Source organism: Bifidobacterium asteroides (genome assembly GCF_009683175.1).
Lineage (GTDB): Bacteria > Actinomycetota > Actinomycetes > Actinomycetales > Bifidobacteriaceae > Bombiscardovia > Bombiscardovia asteroides_H.
In genome coordinates, this window is record NZ_WKKW01000004.1 from 74,730 (window position 1) to 93,163 (window position 18,434).

Annotated in this window: 15 protein-coding genes; 5 read left to right on the forward strand and 10 right to left on the reverse strand. The window is 63.6% G+C overall.

What is annotated here, in order from left to right; all coding sequences use genetic code 11:
- Positions 1-59: 59 nt before the first annotated feature.
- Entirely contained in the window at positions 60-1,022 is a 963-nt protein-coding gene (locus tag GKC41_RS06560) for a TspO/MBR family protein (protein WP_154313503.1), read from the forward strand.
- A 117-nt stretch (positions 1,023-1,139) separates the two neighbouring features.
- Positions 1,140-2,741: an ABC-F family ATP-binding cassette domain-containing protein gene (locus tag GKC41_RS06565; protein WP_029678807.1), complete on the forward strand. Its 1,602-nt coding sequence runs from the start codon at positions 1,140-1,142 to the stop codon at positions 2,739-2,741.
- A gap of 24 nt (positions 2,742-2,765) precedes the next feature.
- Here GKC41_RS06565 and GKC41_RS06570 read toward each other — a convergent pair whose 3' ends face one another.
- Positions 2,766-3,455 carry an MgtC/SapB family protein gene (locus tag GKC41_RS06570; protein ID WP_015021846.1) on the reverse strand — a complete coding sequence of 230 codons (690 nt, stop codon included), beginning with the start codon at positions 3,453-3,455 and terminating at the stop codon, positions 2,766-2,768.
- 136 nt (positions 3,456-3,591) lie between these two features.
- Here GKC41_RS06570 and GKC41_RS06575 point away from each other — a divergent pair, with 136 nt between their 5' ends.
- The 3 genes from GKC41_RS06575 to GKC41_RS06585 are packed head-to-tail and all read left to right on the forward strand — an operon-like array spanning position 3,592 to position 7,273.
- Positions 3,592-5,499 (forward strand): bifunctional ADP-dependent NAD(P)H-hydrate dehydratase/NAD(P)H-hydrate epimerase, encoded by a 1,908-nt coding sequence (locus GKC41_RS06575; protein ID WP_154313504.1) that lies wholly within the window; start codon positions 3,592-3,594, stop codon positions 5,497-5,499.
- Positions 5,500-5,527: 28 nt separating this feature from the next.
- Positions 5,528-6,310: a 2,3-bisphosphoglycerate-dependent phosphoglycerate mutase gene (locus tag GKC41_RS06580; protein ID WP_154313505.1), complete on the forward strand. Its 783-nt coding sequence runs from the start codon at positions 5,528-5,530 to the stop codon at positions 6,308-6,310.
- A gap of 24 nt (positions 6,311-6,334) precedes the next feature.
- Complete coding sequence (locus GKC41_RS06585; protein ID WP_154313506.1) at positions 6,335-7,273, forward strand: LysR family transcriptional regulator; 939 nt, start codon at positions 6,335-6,337, stop codon at positions 7,271-7,273.
- A 19-nt stretch (positions 7,274-7,292) separates the two neighbouring features.
- Here the strand turns inward: GKC41_RS06585 and GKC41_RS06590 are convergent, their stop codons facing one another.
- From GKC41_RS06590 to GKC41_RS06630, 9 genes are all read right to left on the reverse strand, one after another.
- Positions 7,293-8,411 carry a DsbA family protein gene (locus GKC41_RS06590; RefSeq protein WP_154313507.1) on the reverse strand — a complete coding sequence of 373 codons (1,119 nt, stop codon included), beginning with the start codon at positions 8,409-8,411 and terminating at the stop codon, positions 7,293-7,295.
- Positions 8,412-8,567: 156 nt separating this feature from the next.
- Complete coding sequence (pyrE, locus tag GKC41_RS06595; protein WP_154313508.1) at positions 8,568-9,317, reverse strand: orotate phosphoribosyltransferase; 750 nt, start codon at positions 9,315-9,317, stop codon at positions 8,568-8,570.
- Positions 9,314-10,261 (reverse strand): dihydroorotate dehydrogenase, encoded by a 948-nt coding sequence (locus GKC41_RS06600; RefSeq protein WP_154313509.1) that lies wholly within the window; start codon positions 10,259-10,261, stop codon positions 9,314-9,316. The genes pyrE and GKC41_RS06600 overlap by 4 nt, the downstream gene beginning before the upstream one ends.
- Positions 10,258-11,103 carry a dihydroorotate dehydrogenase electron transfer subunit gene (locus tag GKC41_RS06605; protein WP_154313510.1) on the reverse strand — a complete coding sequence of 282 codons (846 nt, stop codon included), beginning with the start codon at positions 11,101-11,103 and terminating at the stop codon, positions 10,258-10,260. The genes GKC41_RS06600 and GKC41_RS06605 overlap by 4 nt, the downstream gene beginning before the upstream one ends.
- On the reverse strand, positions 11,100-12,161 hold the full coding sequence (gene pyrF / locus GKC41_RS06610) for an orotidine-5'-phosphate decarboxylase (protein WP_154313511.1): 1,062 nt from the start codon (positions 12,159-12,161) through the stop codon (positions 11,100-11,102). Before pyrF ends, GKC41_RS06605 begins: the two co-directional genes overlap by 4 nt.
- A gap of 2 nt (positions 12,162-12,163) precedes the next feature.
- Entirely contained in the window at positions 12,164-13,588 is a 1,425-nt protein-coding gene (locus GKC41_RS06615) for a dihydroorotase (protein WP_154313512.1), read from the reverse strand.
- 1 nt (position 13,589) lies between these two features.
- Positions 13,590-14,003 (reverse strand): aspartate carbamoyltransferase regulatory subunit, encoded by a 414-nt coding sequence (locus tag GKC41_RS06620; RefSeq protein ID WP_154313513.1) that lies wholly within the window; start codon positions 14,001-14,003, stop codon positions 13,590-13,592.
- Complete coding sequence (gene pyrB, locus GKC41_RS06625; RefSeq protein ID WP_154313514.1) at positions 14,000-15,007, reverse strand: aspartate carbamoyltransferase; 1,008 nt, start codon at positions 15,005-15,007, stop codon at positions 14,000-14,002. Before pyrB ends, GKC41_RS06620 begins: the two co-directional genes overlap by 4 nt.
- 70 nt (positions 15,008-15,077) lie before the next feature.
- Positions 15,078-18,158, reverse strand: a complete 3,081-nt coding sequence (locus GKC41_RS06630) for a bifunctional [glutamine synthetase] adenylyltransferase/[glutamine synthetase]-adenylyl-L-tyrosine phosphorylase (protein WP_154313515.1) — start codon at positions 18,156-18,158, stop codon at positions 15,078-15,080.
- Positions 18,159-18,434 lie beyond the last annotated feature (276 nt).

The window sequence follows — 18,434 nt, forward strand, 5'->3', positions numbered from 1 at the left end:
CAAATTCATCGACTCCAAAGTCGTCTACTTCAAGTTCGTCTAGCTCAGGTTCATCGCCTTTGGGTGCACCGGCCAAAAGGTCTGATGATTCGTCGAAGAAGGCATCGACCGGAAAAACCGATGTCGATCAGACCACCAATGGAGGCGGCGCTCGCTCTGGAAACAGCAGCAATGAGGCAGCGCAGGAATCAAATCAAGCAAAGCAGGGTGAGCCTGACAAAGAACAGGAATCCTCCAAGGGACGTGGCTGGAAGATCTTCGAGGACATCCTGCTCTGGGTTGCCTGGGTGGCCATGGTGGGCTTCAACGGCTATGCGGAGGTCTACCACTTCAATGGCACGACCGTGGGCGGCCTGGCACGCAAGGTCGACCTGTGGATCATGCCCGCCGGCTACGTCTTCGCCATCTGGGGGGTCATCTACATCGCCCTGGCCATCTGGCTCTTCCGCTTCTGCCTGGCCGGCCCCAGCCGCAAACGTCTTGGCTTCCTGCCCTTCACGCTGAGCGGGCTGCTCTTCGTGGCCACCTGCTGCCTGAACATCGCCTGGCTGGCACTGTGGCATATGGAGCGAAACTTCTGGGCCCTGGTCATCATCCTCATTCTGACCGTGCTGGCCTGGATGCTCTACGCCCTGGTGCGCAGGGATGCCACCAAGGCCGGAACCCCCACCGCAGCCAAGGCCCTGGATTGGATCCCCCTGTCCATCTACGCCAGCTGGCTGAGTGTGGCCACCCTGGTCAACGCCGGATACATGGTGGTGGCCGGGCACAAGGTCGGCAATGCAGTACAGGGATTCGCCACCATCATCGTGGTCGGCGCCCTACTGGCCGTCGCTTATCTGATGAACAGGCATGGCAAGGACTGGGTCTTCGGCCTGGTGGTCATCTGGGCCTGCCTGGGCATCGGCATCAGGATCTTCTCCTTCGCGGCAGTCATGGGTGTGCTCGTCATTGCTTTGACCGCAGTGGGTGCCTTCCTGGTCTACTTCCCCTGGAGCAAGTTCAGGGTGGTCCGTCGCTGACCCATCCATGACTGATCCATTGCCCCGTCAGCCGAGACGCACTGGCGGGGCTTGCTTCTTGCTACCATGATTCCTTGCAAGTTTTGAATCCATAAGGAAAGCGGGGTCGGAGGCGGCATGGCTATTGAGGCGCAGGGACTTGAGATCCGAATAGGTGCCCGGCTACTGCTGCAAGCCACCGACTTCCACGTGACCAAGGGCGACCGGATCGGCCTGGTGGGCCGCAACGGCGCAGGCAAGACCACACTGACCCGGGTCATCACCGGCGATATGCTCCCCTCGGCCGGCAAGGTGCGTGTGACCGGACAGCTGGGATACCTACCCCAGTCCACCCATGCGGGCAACTCCGAGCAGAGCGCCCTGGACCGGGTCATGAGCGCCAGGGACATCGCTTCCATCATCCAGCGGATGCGCAAGGCCGAGACCGAGATGACCAGTCCTGATCCCAAGGTCATGGAAAAGGCCATGAAGCGCTACGACAAGGCCCAGCAGGACTTCGAGAACGCCGGGGGCTATGCGGCACAATCACAGGCCATCGTCATGGGCGAGAGCCTGGGGCTGAGCCAGGAGACCCTGCAGCAGGCACTGGGCACCCTCTCCGGCGGTCAGCGCCGACGGGTCGAGCTGGCCAGAATCCTCTTCTCCGATGCCGACACCCTGATTCTGGACGAGCCCACCAACCATTTGGATGCCGACTCCATCGAGTGGCTCAAGGGCTACCTACGCCGGTTCGAGGGCGGCTTCCTGATCATCTCCCACTCCACCGAGCTGCTTGACGAGACCGTCAATCGCATCTGGCACCTGGATGCCCAGCGCTCCTGCATCGACATGTACACCATGGGATGGAAGGCCTACCTGCGCCAGAGGGTGGTGGACGAGGAGCGCCGTCGCCGCGAACGGGAGGTGGCCGAGAAGAAGGCCGACCGTCTGATGCGTCAGGGCATCCGACTGCACGCCAAGGCCACCAAGGCCGTGGCCGCCCAGAACATGATGCGCCGCGCCCAGCGCCTGCTGGCCGACACCCAGGAGGCGGAAAAGGCCGAAAAGGTGGCCGACCTGCGCTTCCCGGATCCTGCCCCCTGCGGCCGCACGCCCATCATGGCCGAGGACCTTTCCAAGGCCTACGGATCCAACATCGTCTTCGCCGGAATCAATCTGGCCATCGACAAGGGCTCCCGGGTGGTCATCCTGGGATACAACGGCGCTGGCAAGACCACCACCCTGCGCCTGCTGGCCGGCATCGAGCAGCCCGACACGGGCAAGGTGACCCTGGGGCACGGGGCCAAGATCGGCTACTTCGCCCAGGAACATGACACACTGGATAACGACGTCACCGTTCTGGAGAACCTGCAGCATGTGGCCCCTGACCTGGACAACACCCAGGCGCGGACCATCCTGGGCTCCTTCCTCTTCTCGGGGGACGACGCCATGAAGCCCACCAAGGTGCTTTCGGGCGGCGAGAAGACCCGACTGGCCCTGGCCACCCTGGTGACCAGCCGGGCCAACGTCCTGCTGCTGGACGAGCCCACCAACAACCTGGACCCCGCTTCCCGCGACGAGATACTCAAGGCCATCGCCAAGTACGAGGGGGCCATCGTGCTGGTCACCCACGACGAGGGGGCCGTCAAGGCGCTCAACCCCGAGCGGGTGCTGCTCATGCCCGACGGTGATGAGGACCTCTGGAGCGACGACTACCTGGATCTGGTTGCCGAAGAGTAGGTAGCCACAATGGCGAAAAGCGGGTCAGTCGTCCTCCCCCAGGACCTCCACCCCTTTGACCCCTGGAGTCTGCCCAATGGATTCGACCAGCTCGGTCACGTCCCCCTTGCCCAGCAGGTTGACGGTGACATCGGCGCCCTTCCAGGCATCCCGGTGCAGCTCATGGATGGTCAGCACCCGGGATTCGAAGCCCATGCGGGTGGCCAGCAGCAGGGATTCGCGCAGACAGCCGTGTCCGTCCTGATATACGATGCGCAGGACCGTGTTCTGACGATTGCGCAGGAACCACTTGAGGATGGGCGCGATGACCAGGACAGCTAGAAAGTAGAAGACGACGGCCAGGATGGCGATGGCGAAGAGCTGAACCCCGCAGGCCATGCCCACGGCGGCGGCCACCCAGATGGCGCTGGCCGTGGTCAGACCCTTGACCGAATCATGGTTGAAGAAGATGACTCCGGCACCGATGAAGCCGATGCCCGAGGCCACCCCGGCCGCGATTCGCGAGGCATCCCAGGAATAGTTTCCTACAGCGGCCTGGATGCCGTAGAGGGAGACCATGGTGAACAGGCAGCTGCCCAGGCCCACCAGAATGTGGGTGCGGATGCCAGCGTCGTGTTTGAGGAACTCGCGCTCGAAGCCGATCAGGCCACAGAGCACCACCGTCAGGACCACTGCCATAATCTGGCCTTGATTCGGCATCGCGAATCCCTGCATGATTTCCTTTCCTGCCCTCGTAAATAGGCAGACCTTATAACGCTTGCAGGACAAGGCCATCGGATAGAGTGGAGCCAGCACGTGGCCGGCCCTGCCGCCGCCGCACGTGGACCTTTTGAATGAGGGGTGTGATGCCATGAAGCCGTCATCAGATGAACGCCGCGAAGCCCGGCGGACCCTGGCCACCAGCGCCTATACCGCCGACATGATCCGATCCCTGGAGCAGCCGTTTTTGGATGACGGGGTGCCCCTGATGCGCATTGCCGCCGGATCCCTGGCCTCCGTGGCCGACGTCATGCTGACCCAGGCCGGGCTGGAGCCGGCAGGAGCCAGGATCGTCCTGCTGGCAGGGGCCGGCAACAATGGCGGCGATGGGCTCTATGCCTCGGCTGATCTGGCCGGGCATGGAGCCGATGTGACTGTGGTGGCGACCGGGCGCAGCCTGCACCAGGGCGGGTTGGATGCCCTCCTGCGCGCCGGCGGAGTGGTCACTGCCCTGGATCCCCAGGCAGCCATCCAGGGCTGCGAGGCACCAGTAGGACCGGACCAGGCTTCCGAGGAGCTGGACCAGGCCCTGGAGCTGTGCCGACAGGCGGATTTGATCATCGACGCCATGACGGGTATCGGTCTCAAGGGTGCATTGCGCGGCATTCCCGCAGCTCTGGCCGCAGAACTGGGCATGGAGAGCGGTCTGCCCGACAGACCAGCCTGGCACGACCCCGCCGGACAGGATGGCCCCCTGGTGTTGGCTGTAGATACCCCCTCCGGCGTGGACATTGATGAAGGCACCCTGCCCGGGGCCTACATCCCGGCTGATGTGACCGTGACCATGGGGGCCATGAAGCCCTGCCTGATGCTGCCCCCGTCCGCCTACGTCTGCGGCAGAATCGTCCTGGTGGACTTCGGCTTCGATACCTCGGCCCTGGTCCCCAGCGTCTCCTGCATGAACGCCGAGGACTGCGCCGGTCTCCTGCGGGCGCCCCGGGTCGATGACACCAAGTACAGCCGGGGCGTGGTCGGCCTGGTCACCGGATCCGCCCTCTACCATGGAGCCGGGCTGCTCTCCAGCAGGGCTGCGGCCAGCGGCAATGTGGGCATGATCCGTTACTGTGGCCCCGAACAGGTGGGCAACCTGATCCTGCAGGAGCTGCCCGAAACGGTCCTGGGCCGTGGGCGGGTCGAGTCCTGGGTGCTGGGCTCGGGCGTGCCCACCCGGCAGGCCCAGGAGGCCGCCGGACCTGAAGGCCAGGACGGCCAGCGGGACCTGATTGCCGACATACTCAATCGTCAGGCCGCGGACCTGGACGAGGACGATGCAGCGGCCGACCCGCCGGTGGTGGCCGATGCAGGAGCCCTGGATCTGCTGCCGGACCGACTGGGCCCGCGTACCGTGCTGACCCCGCATGCCGGCGAGATGGCCGCCCTGCTCAACTCGCATGGCGAGAACGTGGACGGCGACCAGGTCATGGCCGAACCCTTGCGCTGGGCTGTCCGCGCCTGCCAACTGACCGGGGCCACCATTCTGCTCAAGGGGGCCATCACGCTGGTCGTCGGCGAGGACGGCACCGACCGCCCTCGAGTCATGACCACCGGTTTCGGCCCAGCCTGGCTGTCCACAGCCGGATCAGGGGACGTGCTCTCCGGAACCATCGGGGCCATGCTGGCCCAGAACGCCGGACCGATCCAGGATGATGCCACACTGATGGTGGATCTAACGGCTGCCGCGGCCTTCCTGCACGGACTGGCAGGTTCTCTGGCCAGCGGCGGCAGGCAGACCGGCTGGGAGCAACCGCTGATCTTCGACCCCCGCAAGCCTCAGGACTTTGCGGATCTGGTTGCCGAGGACAACCAGCCAGAGGGTCAGGGGGTCGTTGCTGGGCACATGGGACAGCCAATCCGCGCCGGGCAGGTGGCCGATGCCCTACCCAGGGCCATAGGACTGGTCATGTCCAGAGCCGAAGGGGCTGCTGAACAGATCGACCAATCCATCCAAGACGGAGACGATGCCTCTCAATTCTTCGAAAACAGCTCACTTTGGTTCTAAGCATGTGGTTGGAAAAGGAGTTGATTCGATGACCGCGCAGCTCATCGTCATGCGTCACGGAGAGAGCGTCTGGACTCAGAAGTCGGTCAACCGTTTCGCCGGTTGGGTGGACGTACCCCTGACGGAACGCGGACTGCAACAGGCCCGCCATGCCGGACAGCTGCTCAAGAAATCAGGCTTGCTGCCTGAACTGGTCTTCACCTCCCTGCTGACGCGGAGCATCATCACCGCCAACACTGTCCTGGACCTTGTCGATCGGGCCTGGATTCCGGTGGAGCGCACATGGAGGTTGAACGAACGCCACTATGGCGCCTTCCAGGGACAGACGCGACCGGCCATGCTGGAACGATACGGCCAGCAGCAATTCAATATCTACCGGCGTTCCTACGATGTTCGGCCGCCTGCCATCGCAACCGATTCACCCTACTTTCAGGGACGGGATCCGCGCTATGCCCCGGCCATGGGCGACGAGTTGGACAGCCAGAATCCGGCCGAGATCCGTGCCGAGTGCCTCAAGGACCTGCTGATTCGCCTGCATCCCTACTGGCGCAGCCGGATAGCCCCCAACCTGGCCCAGGGTCGGACTGTGCTCATCGTCACCCACGGTTCCGTGGTCCGCAGCCTGATCAAGGTCCTTGAGGGCGTAGACGACAAGGACATCCGATCCATCAATGTACCCACCGGCGTGCCCATGGTCTACAGCTTCGAGACCGATGGAGACGGCAACCCCCAGGTCCAGGGACCGGGTCGCTATCTGGATCAGGAGGCCGCAAACCAGGGCATGGCGGAAACCGTGGCCCTGGGCCGATAGGGCCTTGGGTATAGATTGGCTTATATGACACTGCTCCAACTGCGCTACATCGTCAAAATTGTCGAATGCGGCTCCATGAACGAGGCCTCGCATGAGCTCTACATCTCCCAGCCGGCCCTGAGTTCATCGGTCAAGGAGCTGGAGAACGAGCTGGGCATCGAGATCTTCACCCGCCATTCGCAGGGGATTGCTCTGACCGTGGACGGGGCGGAATTCCTGACCTACGCCCGGCAGATTCTGGACCAGACCGACCTGCTGGAGGCCCGCTACCGGCAGGTCAGGCCCCGCAAGCAGCTCTGCCGGGTCTCCACCCAGCACTACATGTTCGCAGTCGAAGCGTTCGTGGAGATGATCAACTCCATCGATTCGGACGAGTACGAATTCACCATACGGGAGACGCGCACCAGGGACATCATCGACCAGGTGGCCACCCTCCAGTCGGAGATTGGCATCATCTACGAGTCCGACTTCAACAAACGGGTCCTTTCCAAGATGCTCCGCGAGAAGCACCTGGACTTCCACCCTCTTTTCCGCGCGGACCTGCATGTCTTCATCGCCCGGACCAACCCCCTGGCAGATCGGGCCATGGTGACCATGAAAGACCTGGAACCCTATCCCTTCCTGCAATATGAGCAGGGCGAAGAAGGCTCCTTCTACTTTGCCGAGGAGGCGGTCTGGCCCGACTACTCCCCCAAGCAGATCACTGTGAGCGACCGGGCCACCATGCTCAACTTCATCGTGGGGCTGAACGCCTACACGGTCTGCACAGGCATCGACAACGAGGATCTGAACAACGAGAAGATCGTCAGCGTCCCCTTGGAATCAGATGAATCCATGCTGGTGGGTTGGATCGTCAACAGCCGGACCAAACTGTCCCACGCTGCCGAACTCTACTTGGACAAGCTGCGCCAGGTGGTGTCCAACCACGGATACTCGCTGATTGAACAGGAGTCAGGCGAGTAGCAGCAAAACAAGCAACCGGTCACTGTACTTTCAGCGCTTTTCCTTGGGCTCCGATGGATGGCATCTTTCCTTGATGACCCACATCCTGCGATTTGAGCCCCAGGGCCTTGAGCAGGGCTTGGTCCAGATGTTCCAGCCCTCCCTGGCTCTTTGCCGCTGCGGTCAAATCCCAGACCTTGCCGTTGATCATGATGGTGGGTGTTGAGAACTCGCCCTTGGCGTCCTTGGCATCCTTCCGGGTGATGGCGTAGTCGTTGACCTTGTCCACCCATGGCCTGTAGGTGCCCTGGGCGAAACGGTCTGCCAAGGACCTGGGCACTCCAGCTCCCACGGCCTGGTCGGCCAGGCGCGCGTCGGAGACGGCCTGATAGGAGCTTTCATCAGGCTGGAAGTCGGTGGCAAAAATGGCAGCGGCGAAGGCCGGCAGATGATCCGGGTCCTCCTGGGCCACCATAGCCAGGGCGTTGTCCACGCGACTGGAGTACTCGTCGCTTGAGGCTGAATCCAGGAAGTTCAAAAAGTTGTAGGTGACGTTGATCTGGCCGGCGCTGATCATGCGCTGCAGCTGCGGATCGATGACCCGGCCCACCTTGCCACACCAGGGGCACATGGGGTCCATGAAGATCTCAAGGGTGGGCGCATCGGCAACCTTCTTCTTGCTGCCGACCCCTTTGGCTGAAACGGTCAGCCCTCCTTGGTCGTCGGCCACCGAAGGCTTGACGGCGACCTCTTGCAGATCCTTATAGGCCGTGGCGTCTCCGCTGGGAGCCTGACCGACTTGCGCGGTCGATGCTCCTGAGGAGGGCTTTTGGGCAGACTGGCCGACTCCAGAATGTTCTGCCCATAGCATGTATATGCCTGCCGCAAGCACCAGCACAAGAGCCACCGCCACCAGTATCAGCGGAAACCTCCGCAAGCGCTGTGCAGACGCACTTTCTTCAGACTCGCTCTCCTGGGGCTGGCCTGCCTCTGCCGGTTCATCCTCAGTCGCAATATGACTATCAGCAGATTCAGCCACAGCTGAAGGGTTCACTGCGTCAGCTGCTGTGGCCGAAGCGGTAGGCTTCACCGAATCCACTGCATCGTCCCTAGTCTGGTCCGGTTCCTCATGACCGTTCTGCTCCTGCGGTTTCGTCATGATCCATGGCCTTCCTTGCGATGATGATCCGCCGGCCTGCCCGTCGGACCTTTATTAATCTACACGAGGGTCATCCGGCAGAATGACCATCCGAAGAAGGTGCGTCAATGTGGTACGAATGCACAATTCGCATGTTGATATAAGACGGTCCTTTGCTCAGGCCCCGTAGCGCTCCAGATAGTCCCTGGCGGCATCTGCCGTGCGCTGGTCCAGAATGGGTGACCCGTCCGGGCCCTTCATGGAGGCAGCAGCATCGAAGATCTGGCGGACGTTGACGATGCTGATGACCGGGAAATGGAACTCGTCCATGATTGACTCCACAGCCGAGCCCTGGCCTTGACCGGTGCGCTCCATCCGGTCTACAGAGAGCACCAGGCCGACGATGGTGACCTTGGCCTGGGACATGATCTTGGGCACCACCTGGCGAACCGCGGTTCCGGCGGTCATGACGTCATCCACCAGCAGCACCCTCATGCCGTCCTTGAGCTGCGTGCCGACCATAAGGCCTCCGTCGCCATGGTCCTTGACCTCCTTGCGGTCAAAGGTATAGCCGACCGGCATTCCGTGTGCCCCGCTCAGTGCTATGGCTGTGGAGACGGCCAGGGGAATCCCCTTGTAGGCTGGGCCGAAAACCGTGTCGATGTCGGCGGGAAGGGTCCCCTGCTTCACGGCCTGAACAATGGTCCGGGCGTAGAACTCCCCCAGCAAGGCAATCAGCCGTCCGTCGTTGAAAGCCCCGGCATTGATGAAGTAAGGCGAGCGCCGCCCCGACTTCAGGGTGAAGTCACCGAACTTGAGCGCTCCGCTCTGGAGCAGGAAGCTGGTGAAGCCCTCCTGGATGCGGAGGGTCTGCTCCTGGGCATCCCCGTCATGGTTGGCCTTGTCTTCTGCTGCGGATGCACTCATCGCCAGCATTCCCCTTTCTTGAGCAAATCGGCCAGATCGGGCCGCTCGTCCAACAGATCGTCCAGTTCCCGAGCCACCCGCATGGGAGCCACAGGATCCACCAGGGCCGCAGCCCCCACCTCCACGGCATTGGCCCCCGCATAAAGGAATTCCAAGGCCGTGCGTCCCGAGTCGATGCCCCCGATGCCGATGATGGGAATGTCGGGCAGTGCCTGGCGCACCCGCCAGACGAAGGACAAGGCAATGGGCAGGATGCAGGGGCCTGAGACACCGCCGGTGCCTTGGGCCAGGATGGGTTTGCCTGTAGTAATGTCGATGCGCATGCCTACCAGGGTGTTAATCAGGCTGAGGGCATCCGCTCCCCCATCGACGGCCGCTCGGGCCACCTCTACGATGTCGGTGACGTTGGGGGTCAGCTTGACCACCATGGGCTTGTCGGTCAGAGCCCGAAGGCGGGTAATCAGCCGGTTGAGGGCCTTGGCGTCAGTGCCCACGGACATCCCCCCATGTGAGACGTTTGGGCAGGAGACGTTGATCTCCAACATGTCCGCCGGGGAGTCGGCCAAGCGTTCCACGACGGTGGCATAGTCCTCGTCGCTGTGACCGGCCACATTGGTGACCACGTTGGCTCCAAGGGCCTTGAGTCTGGGCAGCTCGTCCACCAGGTAATGGTCTACGCCCGGGTTCTGCAGGCCCACGGAATTGACCATGCCGGCTGGGCTCTCGGCGGTCCTGGGCGTGGGGTTGCCTTCCCAGGGAACCGGTGAAACCCCCTTGGTGGAGATGGCGCCCATCTGGGAGACATCATAATAATCCCCGCAGGCATCCAGGTTGAAGGTGCCCGAGGCCGTGCCCACCGGGTTCTTCCAGGGCGTGCCGGCCACAATAGTGCCATGCCGCCAGACGTGTGGCTCCAGAGGATCCATGATTGTCAGCCCGCTCATCGTGTCTCCTTCTTGTCCTCGTCTGCATCCCAGATCAGACGGTCGGCGGCGAAGACCGGGCCGTCCTTGCAGACCTTGAGCCTGCCGTCCACGGTGTCGACCACACAGGCCACGCAGGTGCCGTAGCCACAACCCATCCGGGACTCCATGCAACACTGGGCCGGCAGACCTGTCTTGCGGGCCCAGGCGGCCACGGCCCGCATCATGGGCAGAGGTCCGCAGGTCAGGATGATGGTCCGCTCGGGATCGATGTCGCCGCGAACACGGTCCAAGAGGGTTATGACATCCCCGGAGGCATTGTCGATGGACTCCAGCCGGTCGGTCAGCGAACCCATGATGGCATCGGCAAACCGGTGGTCACGGTAGCCCAGCAGGGCGGTGGTGTGCACATCGGACCGGCCTTGCAGGCACTGGGCTGCGCGGATCAGCGGGGGGACGCCCAGACCACCACCCACCAGCAGATAGTGGGCCGGCTTCTCCAGGTCGAAGCCATGACCAAGGGGCCCCAACAGGTCCACAGCCATGCCTGGCTGCAGTCGGGAGAATTCGTAGGTCCCTTGGCCCACCACGGCGAAGATGATCTCAATCTGCTCGCCCTCCAGAACCCGGCTGATGCCGAAGGGTCTGGGCATCATGGTCATGCGGTCAGACGAGTAGAGGTTGATGAAGGTTCCTGCCGGAGCGTGGGCCGCCAGGTAGGGGTCGCAGATGGTCATCCGCCAGACCTGCCGGTCCAGGGGCTCCATACCAGTGACCTGGGCCGTGCGGCGTCCGGGCATCCGACCCGCCTGTCGGGCCTGCTCCTCCACCCGGCTGGTGGATATGAAGAGGTTGGGTTTCATCGGGCCTCCTTGATCGCCTGATTGAGATCGTCCTTCATGGCCTCTGCGGCCCGGCGGGCATCGCGGGTGACCATACCCAGGGCCGCCTGGACGCTCAGCTGCGGGCTGTAGTCCGGATCCTTCCGCCAGGCTGCGATGATCCCCCGTGAGGAGTTGACCACAGCGCCGCCGCCGGACCGGTCGAACATGGGCGCCACGTCGGCCGCCGAACCACCCTGGGCTCCGTAGCCGGGGACCAGGAAGAAGGTGTGGGGCATGGCCCGGCGCAGCAGTGCGCCGTCCTCAGGGTGGGTGGCGCCGACCACAGCCCCAAGCCTGGAGTAGCCCGATTCGCCGATGGAGGGCTGCCCCCAGGATTCGACCAGGTCGCCCAGGCGTTGATAGATGGTGCCACCGCCCGAGTGAGTGTCCAGACCCAGCTCCTGGATCTGACTGCCCGAAGGGTTGGAGGTGCGCACCAGGGCGAAGAGGTCACCCTGGATGTGCTCGGCCGCCTGCAGGAGGGGCTCCACCCCGTCGGAGCCCAGGTAGATATTGATGGTCAGGGCATCCTCATACCAGGGGAACCTTCCCCCTGCCCGGGTCGGCCCATCCACTGTCTGTCCTGGATTGAAGGGCAGGGGAAGCCCGTCCAGATGGGCGGCATAGGCCTCGGCTGTTGAGCCGATGTCCCCGCGCTTGACATCCCCGATGACGTAGAGGCCGCGGTCGGCTGCGGCCCGGCAGGTGCCGGTGTAGGCCCTGATGCCCCAGGCTCCCAGGGCCTCGTACATGGCGATCTGAGGCTTGACTGCAGGCACCAGGTCGGCCACGCCCTCCAGGATGGCCAGGTTGAAGCGCAGATAGGCCCGGGCCAGGTGGTCCGCCCAGACAGCCTGGGCCTGCTCACCCTGGGTCTGTTGCGGATCCTTGGGGTCCAGACCCATCTGGGCCATGCTCCCAGCGGCACGTTGTCTGGCCTGTTCGATCAGCTGGCCGGGCAGCAGTTCCGGTCGTGGATCCAGGCCGACCACAGTCGGATTTTGCTTGTCCTGAATGAGCGCGGTCAGTCGGTCCATGCTCAGATCCTTTCCCTGGGGATGAGGCGGCTTGCGGGCAGGCGGGAGAAGACCAGACGCCCATCCTTGATGGTGGCCATGACCCGTCCGGCCAGTTCCGCCCCTGCGAAGGGGGTGTTCCTCGCCTTGGAGTGGAAACGGCTGGGATCAACCTTCCACTTGGCCTCAGGGTCCAGGATGACCAAGTCAACGGGCGGCTGGCCGGTCTCGCTGGGCTTGTCGGCCTCCAGTTGAAGGGGACCGGTGTCGGCCTTATTGACCTTGTTGGCAGTGTTCGAAGGCAGGTCTTCAGGCAGGAGCCGATGCACGCCCATGAGCCCGGCCGGAGCCAGGGACATGAGCTCGATCAAGCGGTCATGGCTGATGAGCCCGCTTTTGACCAGAACCTGGTTGCAGACCGCATATGCAGTCTCCAGGCCGATGATGCCGTTGGGGGCATCCTTGAGCCCCAGCGCCTTTTCAGCAGCAGTATGTGGGGCGTGGTCGGTGGCAATCATGTCCACAGTGCCGTCGGCCACGGCCTCAAGGGCTGCCTGCTGGTCGGCGCGGGAGCGCAGCGGAGGGTTCATCTTGGCCATGCTGCCGCAGCGCAGCAGGTCCTCGTCGCAGAGGGCCAGATAGTGGGGCGCGGTCTCGCAGGTGACCGGTAATCCACGGCCCTTGGCCCGGCGGACGGCCTCGAATCCCCCGGCGGTGCTGACATGCTGCAGGTGCACCCGGATGCCGGTACGTTCCGCCAAGACGATGTCCCGATTGATGATGGCGGTCTCGGTCGAGGCTGGAATCCCCTCCAACCCCAGTCGGCGGCTGACGGCTCCAAGGTTGACCTGACCGTGCTCGTGGTGTTCGCAGTGATCCAGGATGGGCACGTCGAAAGCCCTTGCGTTGGCGGCCACGGCCTCCAGTGTCTGATCGGTGACGGCCGAGCCGTCGTCGCTGATGGCCACTACGGGGTGTGCCCATCCGTGGCCAGGCAGGTGGCCCGACCAGTCGTCAGGGTTCGAGGCCTGACGGCCAGCCCGATCCAGGGTGGCCGCCACGCAGAGGGCATAGCCCACCGGCAGTCTCAGCCCGTGGTCCTGCTCGTAGGATTCCAGGTAGTCAATGACCGTGCGCCCGTCGGCCATCCTGGCGCGTCCGTCCATGGCTGGCTGGGTGTTGGGCATGAGCAGTATCAGCCCGTAGCCTCCGGCGGCTGCGGCAGCTGTGCCGGTGACCATGTCCTCCTTGTCGGTCTGGCCAGGGTCCCGCAGATGGACGTGGGGGTCGATCAGGGCGGGAGCCAGCACCAGCCCCGAGGCGTCTATCTGATCCACCTCTGCCGACATGGCACCGGTCTCGTCAATCAGCGCACCATTGGCGGCCTGGGGAAGTACCAGATCGACCGCCCTGCCGCTACGCCAATCAGTCAACCCCAGCAGCCGCATGTCAGTCTTCAGCCTTCTCGTCGCAGTAGTCGCAGCGGTAAACCCCGGCAGCGTCCAAGTGGAAGCGTTGGTCAACGCCGGTCTCCACAGTGGTCACGCACCGGGGGTTGACGCAGGTGATGACGTTCACCAGATGACTGGGGCGGTCCGGCTGATGCTTGCTGACGATCCTGCCATCCCGAACCACGTCCACCGTAGCCTCGGGGGCGATGAACCCCAGGGCGGTCAGGTCCAGATCCCCGGTCTGCTCGATCTTGATGATGTCCTTGGACCCGTACTTGCGGCTGTCCGTATTCATGATGAGGGCCAGCCGGGTCTTCGCCGGATCCACGCGCAGGTAGTGCAGCACCTTCAGGGCTGTGCCTGCACGAACGTGGTCGATGATGATGCCGTCAACGATGCTGGTGACCTTCATGCCGCCACCTCCTTCTGCTCGCGGTAACCAGGCAGCTCGTCACCCAGCAGGGCGCTTTCCAGGGCCATTCTGACCAGCATGCCGTTGCGGACCTGCTGGAAGTATGCCGCACGCGGATCATCGTCCACCTCCACGGCGATTTCGTTGACCCTGGGCAGGGGGTGGAGGATGGCCATGTCGGATCGCGCAGCCCGAAGCTTGTCGGCATTCAGAATGTAGGTGTCGCGCAGGCGCAGGTAGTCGTCCTCGTTGAAGAAGCGCTCCTGCTGGACACGGGTCATGTAAAGCACGTCCAAGTCGCCGATAACCCCGTTCAGGTCCCCGGTCTCCCGGTAGGTGCAGTCGGCCGAGGAGCGGATCCTTTCCAGGACGTATTCGGGGGTGCGCAGCTCGTCGGGGCTGATCAGGACGAAGTCCACATGGCCTAGGCGGCAGAGGGTGGTGATCAGGGAGTGGACGGTTCTGCCGAAAGTCAAATCACCACACAGGCCGATGGTCAGGTGGTTCAGCCGACCCTTGCGGGCGCGGATGGTGGCCAGGTCGGTCAGGGTCTGGGTGGGATGCATGTGCCCGCCGTCGCCGGCGTTGATGACCGGGACCGTAGCCGCCTGGGAGGCTACCAGGGCGGCACCCTCCTTGGGATGGCGGATGGCCACGATGTCTGCGTAGTTGGAGACCGTCTTCAGGGTGTCGCTGATGGACTCTCCCTTTGAGACGCTGGCCAGCTGGGCGCCGGCGAACCCGATGACCTGGCCGCCCAGACGGAGCATGGCCGTCTCGAAGCTGAGCCGGGTGCGGGTGCTGGGTTCATAGAAGAGCGTGGCCAGGACCCGGCCGTCACAGGTGTGGGCCACCTGACGGCGATGGGTATCGATATAGGCCGCCCGATCCAGCAGGTCCAGGATCTGTGTCATGGGAATGTCGTCGAGGGTTACCACACTTCGCCCACGAAGGGGAACGACGGCGGAAGAGGTGTTGGATGCGTGATCAACTTGTTGGGACAACGGCTCACCTTCCTCAAGGTGGCCACCTTATGTGACCTGAACAAGCATACGACCCCGGATGGACCCAGGGTCAGCCCCCGTAGAAGAGCCGTTCCATGACCTGCCTGCAGCGGCGCATGGCGGCCAGCAGCTCGTTGACAAAGTGCTGGCCCCGGTGGGCCGGGTAGCCCAGGCAGACCGCGATACCTCCCAGAACCTGACCGTCATCAGGCAGGATGTCCGCCTGGGAAACACGTCCGGACCAGAGGAAGTTGGCGTTGCGGGCTGCGGTGCAGAGCACCCAGCTGCGGCGTAGGGCCTTGGCATCCTTGGTCTCGATGAGTCCCGCAGCCTCCAGGGCGTCCAGGGCTGTCAGCGTGCCGGTGACCTGCAGCTCAGGCTGATCGTGGGCATGACGCAGCTGGAGGAGCTGGACAGTCCATTCCACGTCAGACAGCCCTCCCCGGCCCAGCTTCAGGTGCCGGTCCCGGCGCACGCCGCGCGGCAGTCGCTCAGCCTCCATCCGGGCCTTGAGCCGGCGAATCTGTCCCAGCTCCTCCTCGTTGGGCGGCTGCTGGGGGTAGCGCAACGGATTGGCCGTACCCTCAAGAAAGGCCTTTGCCAGGTCCGCATTCCCGGCTGCAAACCTGGCCCGGATCAGGGCCTGATGTTCCCAGGTCTCGGACCATTCGCGGTAGTAGCGCTGGTAGGAGTCCAGGGAACGCACCAGAGGACCCTGGCGACCTTCGGGGCGCAGGTCAAAGTCCAGGTCGATGCCAGGTTCCAGGCTGGCCCGTCCAGCCAGGACGGCCCGCAGGTCGGCAGTCACCCCACGTGCGAATTCCGCCGCCTGGTCCTGGTCGGCGCCCGAGGCTGGACGGTAAATCAGCATGATGTCAGCGTCCGAGTTGAAGTTGACTTCCCTGCCTCCGTAGCGGCCCATGCCGATCACAGCCAGATCTGCTGGTGCGCTAGCCTGTTCCAAACGGTGGTCCACGGCCCAGTCCAAGGCTGCATTGATGGCTGCATCGTAGACATCGGACATGCCCGCCAGGCAGGCCTGCTGATCGTCCACACCGCTCATCCAGCCCAGCCCAATCCGCTCGATCTCCTGGCGGCGCATGGCCCGCACTGCGGTGGCGAACTCCTCCAACGAGTCCGCGTGCCGTGTCCGATAGGCTGCGGCGCGCTTGTCAAGGGTGGCCCGATCACGGGGGATCATGTCCTGGTCATGGCCCAGCCAGGTGACCGACTGGACGGACCGGGCCAGGGCGCCGGACAGATAGCGGGAGTTGGACAGGACGTGGCAGAGGCGGCGGGCGGCCGAGGTGGAGTCCCGCAGGAAGCCGAGGTAGGTGCTCTTGCCGCCGAAGTGCTCCTCAAGGGTTCGCCAGCCCAAGAGTCCCATGTCCGGATCCTGGCCCTCCCCCAGCCACTGGAGGACAGCGGGCATGAGAATACGGTTGATCCTCGCCGACCGGGTGACCCCTGTGGTTAGAGCCGTGACGTGGCGGATGGCTGCATCGGGGTCGGCAAAGCCGATGGAGGCGAACCGGGCGCGGGCCGCCTGGGGGCGCAGGCTGACCTCGTCCTCGTCCACCTGGGCGTTGATGGGCAGCATGGGACGGAAGTAGATGGCCTGGTGAAGGTTGCGGACCTCGATTCTGGTGGCCTGATATTGGGCCAGCATCTGGTCGGCATGCAGACCGAATGCCCGGGCCAGCCGCCTCAGATCGCGGTTGCTCTCCAGTTCCTCCAGGCTTGGCGGCCGTTTGCCAGGGGTGCCTGAACGGTTGATTTTCGGAAAGAGGTGGGTGCGACGCAGCTGCCACATCTGCAGACGATGTTCCATGACCCGTTCGAACCGATAGTCATGGTCCAGCTGGTCGCCGTGCTTGCGTGAAATGTAACCGCCACGGGACAGGGCCTGCAAGGCGTCAAGAGTCGCTGGACAACGCAGATCCTCGTCGCTGGAGCCATGGACCAGCTGGAGCATCTGGACGGTGAATTCCACGTCCCGCAGTCCTCCCTGGCCCAGCTTTATCTCGCGCTCCTTGCGGTCCTCGGGTATCAGCCTCTCCACACGCTGGCGCATCCGCTGACAGTCGTAGACGAAGTTGGGTCGCTGGCAGGCACCCCAGACCAGGGGCGCGATCATGGCAGAGTAGCCCTGTCCCAGGGCCTTGTCGCCCGCAACCGGACGGGCCTTGAGCAGGGCCTGGAACTCCCAATTTTCGGCCCATTGTGCATAGTAGTCAGCGTAGGAGTCCAGACGACGGACCAAGGGGCCATCACGACCCTCGGGCCTCAGGGCAGTATCGACCTTCCAGAGCGGCGGCTCGGTCGAACCGGGGATGACCGACTGACAGACCCGCTGCAGGAGGACCGCCATGGCAGTGCCCACGGCGATGGGATCGGTCCCCTTTGAATCCGCTCCCGATGCCGGCTCCACCAAGTACATGATATCCACATCGGACACGTAGTTGAGTTCCTGGGCGCCCAGTTTGCCCATGCCGATGACCGTCAGACGACATGAATCCGCGTCGGTAACCTGACGGCGGGCGATGTTTAGAGCCCCTTGAAGCGCAGCGTCGGCCATATCGGACAGGGCCCGGCTGATTGCTGGCTCCAGCTCCAGGGGATCCTCGGCTGCCAGATCCCGGGCCATGACGGCAGCCAGCTGCAGCCGATATTCGAACCGCAGCGCATCGGCGTAAGCCGCCAGCGAGGGCACGGAGTCCGAGTTTGCTTCCACCTTATCCAAGGCGTCAAGGACCCGCCTCTGCCTGGTTTCCGCCGGACAGTCAGCCAAGTGATCCGGATCCAGAGCGGCCGCCTTTACCAACTCCGGCCGCGAGCGCATCAGTCGGCCCATGGCCTCCGAGGCCCCCAGCACCCTGATCAGCGACTGGGCGGCCTCTTGGCTTTTCTGCGGAGATCCGGCCAGAAAGTTCGGTCGGTCTGCCTTCTGATACTGTTCCAGAATCCGTATCAGTCCAGCAAGGGCTTCATCAGGATCGCAGGCCTGTCCCAGGGCTTGGATCAGTGTTTGCGCCAGAGCCTGGTCGTCCACGAGGCGGGCAAGCCGATCCAGCCGAACCCGGGCCTTGTCCAGGTCGTGCAACCCGAGGTGAATCAGGGTCGAAGTGGTCGGTCGCGCCGGATCTTCCATGAATTATCCCCTGCCTTTCCTCAGGCTCCGCGACGACTCTGATATCTGCGGAACAGGTACAGGCATTATAGGGGTAACGGGTCGTCAGCACTTGCGGCCCTCCCGGAATGCACAGAATATGGTGAAGATCAGGTTGGGTCATGGAACTTTGCTGCCTTCCCGAACTGCCTCAGCCAGACAGAGGATACGATAGCCAATGCCGGCGGAGCATAGGCGACTTCGCCATTCGCATCGACAACGCAACGAATCCCGAGGAGTGGTTCTGGGAGGCATCCT